This window comes from Breznakia sp. PF5-3, assembly GCF_029504745.1.
GTDB lineage: Bacteria > Bacillota_I > Bacilli_A > Erysipelotrichales > Erysipelotrichaceae > Breznakia.
Window position 1 is genome coordinate 36,972 of the sequence record NZ_JAQFIQ010000019.1, and the last position, 7,322, is coordinate 44,293.

General features: G+C 33.4%; 7 protein-coding genes. All 7 read left to right on the plus strand.

Annotation, left to right across the window (positions count from 1 at the left end):
- Window positions 1-151 precede the first annotated feature (151 nt).
- The 7 genes from mraZ to M2475_RS06100 are packed head-to-tail and all read left to right on the plus strand — an operon-like array spanning window position 152 to window position 7,229.
- Window positions 152-607 carry a division/cell wall cluster transcriptional repressor MraZ gene (gene mraZ / locus M2475_RS06070; protein ID WP_277490259.1) on the plus strand — a complete coding sequence of 152 codons (456 nt, stop codon included), beginning with the start codon at window positions 152-154 and terminating at the stop codon, window positions 605-607.
- Window positions 607-1,539: a 16S rRNA (cytosine(1402)-N(4))-methyltransferase RsmH gene (rsmH, locus tag M2475_RS06075; RefSeq protein ID WP_277490260.1), complete on the plus strand. Its 933-nt coding sequence runs from the start codon at window positions 607-609 to the stop codon at window positions 1,537-1,539. Before mraZ ends, rsmH begins: the two co-directional genes overlap by 1 nt.
- Window positions 1,540-1,545: 6 nt before the next feature.
- Window positions 1,546-1,842, plus strand: coding sequence for a cell division protein FtsL (locus M2475_RS06080; RefSeq protein WP_277490261.1), 297 nt, complete (start codon window positions 1,546-1,548; stop codon window positions 1,840-1,842).
- A gap of 16 nt (window positions 1,843-1,858) precedes the next feature.
- The gene (locus M2475_RS06085) at window positions 1,859-4,099 is read left to right on the plus strand and encodes a penicillin-binding transpeptidase domain-containing protein (protein WP_277490262.1); all 2,241 of its coding nucleotides are present in this window, start codon (window positions 1,859-1,861) and stop codon (window positions 4,097-4,099) included.
- Window positions 4,100-4,145: 46 nt separating this feature from the next.
- Window positions 4,146-5,108: a phospho-N-acetylmuramoyl-pentapeptide-transferase gene (gene mraY, locus M2475_RS06090; RefSeq protein ID WP_277490264.1), complete on the plus strand. Its 963-nt coding sequence runs from the start codon at window positions 4,146-4,148 to the stop codon at window positions 5,106-5,108.
- Window position 5,109: 1 nt separating this feature from the next.
- On the plus strand, window positions 5,110-6,429 hold the full coding sequence (murD, locus tag M2475_RS06095) for a UDP-N-acetylmuramoyl-L-alanine--D-glutamate ligase (RefSeq protein ID WP_277490265.1): 1,320 nt from the start codon (window positions 5,110-5,112) through the stop codon (window positions 6,427-6,429).
- A complete protein-coding gene (locus M2475_RS06100; protein ID WP_277490267.1) occupies window positions 6,426-7,229 on the plus strand; it encodes an undecaprenyl-diphosphate phosphatase in 804 nt (267 codons plus the stop codon). Before murD ends, M2475_RS06100 begins: the two co-directional genes overlap by 4 nt.
- Window positions 7,230-7,322 lie beyond the last annotated feature (93 nt).

The window sequence follows — 7,322 nt, forward strand, 5'->3', positions numbered from 1 at the left end:
AAACGGATTAGTACATTTCATGTGAGATAAAACAAATTGAAAATAAAATTAATAATTCATTAAAAACACTATGCAAAAGTGTTTTTTTTATATATAATAGTGGTAGAAAGTAGTAAAAAGTAGCGAAAAATGGCGGGAAGTGGGTGAAAATATGGCTGATGTTGTTGCAATGCGCAACTTTATAGGCGAATATGCACACAATATTGATAAAAAAGGTCGTATTATCATACCGGCTCGTTTTCGTGAAGAATTGGGAGGAAATATTATTGTTGCCAAAGGGTTAGATGGATGTTTGAGTGTCTATACAATGGATCAATGGCAAAAACTTTCCGAACAATTAGCGCTACTTCCAAACACAAAGCGTGAGACACGTTTGTTTAAACGAAATCTAACTGCAAAAGCAAGTGAATGTGAAATCGATAACCAAGGACGTATTTTGATTCCATCTGTTTTGGTTAAAGAAGCTGCACTAGTCAAAGAATGTTGTGTAATTGGAGCTGGAAACACCATTGAAATCTGGTCAAGAGAAAGATGGGAAGCATACAATGATGAACATAACAATGATTTTGAAGAAGTTGCGGAAACATTAACAGACTTTTTGATCTAATGAAACATTATCCAGTGATGCTAGATGAATCTATAGAAGCGTTGCATATAAAGAGTGATGGAATTTATATTGATGGAACGCTAGGTAGAGCAGGGCATAGTACAGAAATTTTAAAATGTATTCCCAATGGACATCTTTATGCATTTGATAAAGATCAAAAAGCGATTGATGAGTCTATTCAAAAGTTATCCACAATAGGTGAGAATTATACAGTGATTCACGATGGGTTTGAAAATCTTCAAAATGCTCTTGATAAATATGAAATCCATGGGATTGATGGAATGCTACTAGACATTGGTGTATCATCTCCGCAGTTTGATGATGGTGAAAGAGGGTTCTCTTATCGCTATGAAGCAAAGTTAGATATGCGTATGAATCAAGAACAGTCTTTAAGTGCTTATGAAGTAGTAAATACATATTCATATGAACAACTTGTATATATTATTTCAAGATATGGCGAAGAAAAATTTGCAAAACAAATTGCTCGCAAAATTGAGCAACAACGAAATATAGAACCAATAAGAACAACTTTACAACTGGTGGATGTAATCAAACGAGCGTTACCAGCAAAAGTGGTTAATGCGAAAGGACATCCTGCTAAGAAAACATTTCAAGCGCTTCGTATAGAAGTGAACAATGAATTGGGAGCACTAAAGGATGTATTGGATGTTGCTATTAAGCATTTAAAAGTTGATGGAAGATTGTGCGTAATTACATTTCATTCTCTTGAAGATCGAATTGTGAAAGAGAAATTTAGAGAGTATGCACGTCCAGAGAAAACGGATAAACGAATTCCCTTGATGCCTAATCAGGTACAAACAAAGGATTATGAAGAATTATATAGAAAACCAATGACGGCTAGTGATGAAGAATTAGCTAAAAATAGAAGATCGCATAGCGCAAAATTGCGAGTATTAAGAAAAGTGAGGTAGATGAAAATGGTTAAGATAGTTAAAAAGAAAAAGAAATTAAGAATCGAAGGGTTGATTTCCTTAATTTTTGTGATGTCAATTTTTTGTTATTTAGCATCGGTTACTGTTTTGCGCTCACACAATGTTGTATTAGCGAATCAAGAAGCGAAGTTAGCAAATGAAAATGAAATATTGAACAATGATGTTTCAAATTTAGAATTTGAAGTAAAGGGCTTAGTGAACCGTGAAAGGATCATGGAAATAGCAGAAGAAGGTCAATTGAAGAAGAATGAAAAACAAATAGTATCAGTTAAAAACGATTAGAAATGAAGGGGTATAAATGAAGTTAATTAATCCGAAAAAATCGGCAAAAACAGCTAGTCATATCGGAATTGTGATGGGCATTATCGTGGCGCTTGTCGCCGCTAATGTCCTTTTTACTATTGTTACAGGAACCCATTTTCGCAGTGGAGAAAATATTCTGAGTATGAAAGAGGGAAGTAAGTATAAAAAGGAAAAAATTATTGCGAATCGCGGTCATATTTATGATCGTTCAAAAGAAGTAATTGCTCAAGATATTGAATCTTATGATTTGTTTGCGTATATTGACGAAGAACGTGTGAATGCAGGGGATACTCCTGTTTACGTTGTAGATTATGATAAAACTAGTCAAGAACTTGCGAAAATAATTGAAAGTGACCCAAGTAAAGTGGCGGCAGTTGCAGAAAGTTTAAAAAACACATTAGAAAGTGCTAAAAAAGCAGGACAAAGTCAAACTGAATTTGGAAATCATGGAAGAAATTTAACAGCTGAACAAAAGGAAAAAATTGAAAATTTAGGATTGACAGGGCTGGATTTCACTAAATCTACGAGTCGTGCATATCCAGTAGGTACCTTTGCATCACAATTGATTGGATTTACTGAATATGATGATAATCGAAACTTAACAGGAGTTACAGGTCTTGAAAAAACATTTGATAAAGAATTGTCAGGAGCTAGTGGTGAAGTGGTGTATCAAACCGATTCTAGTGGTAATCGCTTACCGAATACACAAAAATATACAAAAATTCCAGAGACTGGAAATGATGTATATTTAACCATCGATCGTGATACGCAATTGGCATTAGAAAAAGCTTTACAACAGACCATGGAATCAAACAATGCAAATTATGCATGGGGTATCGTTATGGAGGCTAAAACTGGTAAGGTATTAGCACAGGCAGGATATCCAACTTATGATTTGAATACAAAAGAAGGTATTGAAAAAAATGAGTATAACATTACAAGTGATCGTCCTTTTGAGGTTGGTTCGGTAATGAAAGCTTTTGTATATGCAGCCGCGATGAACGAGGGAGTTTATGATGGAAATGCAATGTTCCAATCAAAAACAGCATATATTGGAGTGAATGCTGAAGGGAATCCGGTTCGGATTGACTCCCCTGAAGGGAGTATAGGAGCAGTAAATGATGCATTGGGAAATGATAAAGGAATCATCACTTATGATCAAGGGCTTATCTATTCAACAAATACAGCAATTGCGTCTTTGCTTACAAATTATTTAAATATCGATAAAAATATAGAGTATTTGAAAAAATTCAAATTATTTGAAAGTGTTGATATGTATGGGTTGTCAGATCGTGTAGGTGTATTGAATGCTATTGATTCGGATCCGTTTAGTAAAATGGCAATTGGTTTTGGACAAGCTTCGACCATTAATTCTTATCAAATTGTACAGGCTGCAACTGCTATTTTTGGTGATGGGACACTAATTAAACCGTATATAGTGGATAAAATAGTTGATCCTAATACTGGAGATGTATTATATCAAGGGAAAACTGAAAAAGTAGGACAGCCAATTACGGCAGAAACAGCGAAAAAAATACAAACATTAATGCGGCAAGTTGTAGATGATCCAGGAGGAACGGCAAATCATTATAAGATGAGTGATATAACAATGATGGCAAAAACAGGAACAGGAGAAATTGCTTTTGAAGGTGAAAAAGGATATTCAAGAGAATATTTCACAAGTTCTATTTTGGCGGCTGCTCCTGCAGAAGATCCAGAAATTATTGTTTATTATGCATTTGAAAGTTCAAATATAAAAAATTATTCAACAGATTATTTTAAAGATATTGTACGTGAGTCTTTAAGTGCATTGGATAAGTATAATGAATCATCACAACAAACGACTTCAACTGAAAACACAACTACTGAGAATACAAATTATTCACAATATGTAATGCCATCGCTTGTAAATCATTCACTTGATTACGTAAAACAAAAGTTAGAAGGCTTTGATGTAAAGACATATTATATTGGAGATGGAACTAATATAATTTCTCAATTTCCACTTACGGGTAGTACTGTTTTATCAAAGCAAAACATTTTCTTGTTGACAGATGGAACGAATATTAAGGTTCCTAACATGAGTGGATGGTCACGGAAGGATGTATCAATTTATGCAAAACTCTGTGGACTTGATGTGACATATACTGGAAAAGGTGGAACGGTGAGAAAACAAAGTTTAGGAGAAGGAACCGTTATCACCAAAGACAGTAAACTAGAAGTTGAATTAGAGTAAAAAATATCGTACTATTATAAGCGTTGATTATTAGAAAGGAATAAGTATGGATACAAATGTTTTAATATCTTTTGGGGTGAGTTTAATAGCAACACTAATCGTGATGCCGATTCTTATTCCTTATCTACATAAAATAAAGTTTTCGCAAACGGAAAGAGAAGAGGGGTTAGCTTCACATCAAGTGAAGACAGGTACTCCTACCATGGGAGGAATTGTTTTTGTCTTAATCCCAATCCTTGTATGCGGAATTTTGAATCCAGCGATTTTTACTGATTTTAAAATGTTAATTGTTATTCTTGCATATCTTGGATATGCAACGATTGGATTCATTGATGATTTCATTATTGTGGTTCAAAAAAACAATAATGGATTATCTCCAAAAGTAAAATTTTTGATGCAATCTTTTTTAGCTATTTTATTTTTCTTTATGTATAAAAGTATTGGAGATACATCGCTATGGATTCCAATTTTGGATACATATGTGGAATTAGGGTTATTTTTCTTTGTTGTAATCTTTATTATGTTTACAGGAGAAAGCAACGCAGTCAACCTTACAGATGGACTAGATGGATTGTGTGCTGGAACCGTAAGTATTGCGATTGTTCCATTTATCTTTTTTGCATTTCGTGCTGATGAATATGATTTAGCAATTTTTTTGATTGCAGTTTTAGGGGCTCTTATTGGATATTTACGATTTAATACACACCCTGCAAAAATCTTTATGGGTGATACAGGTTCTTTGGCACTAGGAGGATTATTAGCGGGAACAGCATTGATCTTAAAAATGGAAATTTTACTTGTTATCATTGGTGGTATTTTTGTGATAGAAGCTTTATCCGTTGCTTTACAAGTTATTTCCTTTAAACTTAGAGGAAAACGGATTTTTAAGATGGCGCCTATTCATCATCATTTTGAAATGAGTGGTATGAGTGAAACAAAAGTAGTGGTAATGTTTTATATTATAGGAATTATTCTTGCTACTTTGGGGTATTTGATTGGAGTGATGTAAGTTGAAATCGGTATTGGTTATAGGAGCTGCGAGAAGTGGGGTTGCAGTAAGTAAGCTTTTACAAAAGAAAAACTTTCAAGTATTTTTAACAGATGCTAAATCAATACAGGAAAAGCAAGAACTTGAAGCTATGGGGATTAAAGTTTTTGATGAAGGACATCCTGATTTTTTGAAAGAGCAAAAGTATGATTTTATTGTGAAAAATCCAGGAATTCCTTATTATGTTCCATTTATTGCTTATTTTGTTGATGAGGGATATAAGATATATACTGAAATAGAAGTTGCAGCTTGGTATGCAAATAATTTTCATTATGCTGCTGTTACAGGGACGAATGGAAAAACGACAACAGTATCTATTTTATATGCCTTATTAAATGAAGAAAAGAAAGCATATGTAGCTGGAAATATTGGTACTCCATTAAGTGAGTTGGTGCTAAATCATGAAGATGAAGATGTTAATGTTGCATTGGAACTAAGTAATTTTCAATTGTTAGGAGTAGAAAAATTCAAACCTAAGGTAAGTACTGTAACCAATCTCGCTCCTGATCATTTGGATTATATGAAGGATTTGGATGCATATTATAAATCAAAGATGAAAATTTATGAATGTTGTGATGAAACAGATTTCTTTCTTCGTAATATTGATGATGAAAATGTTTTGCAATACGCAACTAATATTCCATGTAATATAATAGATTATTCGTTGACAAAGAAAGCAGATTTATACATAGATAATAATCAGGTGTATTATAAGGATACAAAATTGTTTGATATTGATATTTTGAAACTTGTGGGTAAACATAATGTAGCAAATTCAATGGTTGCTGCCTGTATGGCGTATATTTTGGGAGTATCGCTTGAACATATTCAAAGTGGATTAAAAATGTTTAAATCGGTTGAACATCGTTTAGAGTATGTAGCTAAGAAAGATGGAGTTTTATTTTATAATGATTCTAAAGCAACAAATGCTGAAGCAGTAGTCCCAGCACTTGAAGCTTTTGACAGAAATATTATTTTACTAGCAGGTGGATACGATAAAAAATTATCTTTTGATATTTTGAAGCCATATGATAATAGAGTGAAACAATGTTTTAGTTTTGGTGAAACTAAAAATCTATTTTTAGATGTGTTTACTAATACAGAAACTTGTGAAACAATGGAAGAAGCATTCCAAAAAGCGGTGATGATTGCTCAAGCAGGGGATGTTGTTCTCTTATCACCTGCATGTGCAAGTTATGATCAATTTGTTTCTTATGAGCAACGCGGCATGGTGTTCAAAGAATTAGTGGAAACATACATAAACGGAGGTAAGATACGATGATAGAGATTATCAAAGCGATTATTTTAGGAATTATTCAAGGGATTACAGAATGGTTGCCAATTAGTAGTACAGGGCATTTGATTTTATTTGAGCAATTGTGGTCATTTGGGGATCCTAAATTCTTTGAAGTGTTTAAAGTGGTGATTCAATTTGGATCAATCTTGGCAGTTTGTGTATTGTATTTTAAACGTTTGAATCCATTTCTTTCACGAAAAACCGAAACAGAAAAAAGAGAAATTTGGAGTTTGTGGTTTAAAATAATTATTGGATGTATTCCAGCTGGTATAATAGGAGTATTATTTGATGATGTGGTTGAGGATGTTTTAAGTGGAGTATTAGTAATTGCAGCTGCTTTGATAATTTACGGGATTGCTTTTATTGTGTTAGAGAACACAAAGCGTAGGGTTCGTATTAATCGTTTAGAGCAACTGGATTATAAAACAGCATTTGGAATTGGATGTTTTCAAGTGTTGGCATTGATTCCAGGGACATCGCGTTCTGGATCAACAATTTTAGGAGGGAGTATTCTTGGTTGTTCTCGCACAGTCTCGAGTGAGTTTTCGTTCTTTTTGGCTGTACCAGTAATGGCAGGAGCTAGCTTACTAAAGGTTATAAAATTTGGTTTTAATTTTACCTTTATACAAATTGTAATGCTACTAGTTGGAACCTTTGTTGCATTTGTAGTTTCGATTATTGCAATTCGCTTCTTATTGAATTATATTAGGAAACATGATTTCAAATTATTTGGTTATTATAGAATTATTTTAGGAATCATCATTATTGCATTTTATTTATTCTAAGGGGCTGTGACAGATAGGTGATTTTTATCGCCTTGAAGGTTAACAGCCTTTTTTCTATGCCATTTTGGAGAAATCGTGGAAAACTGCAGCCCT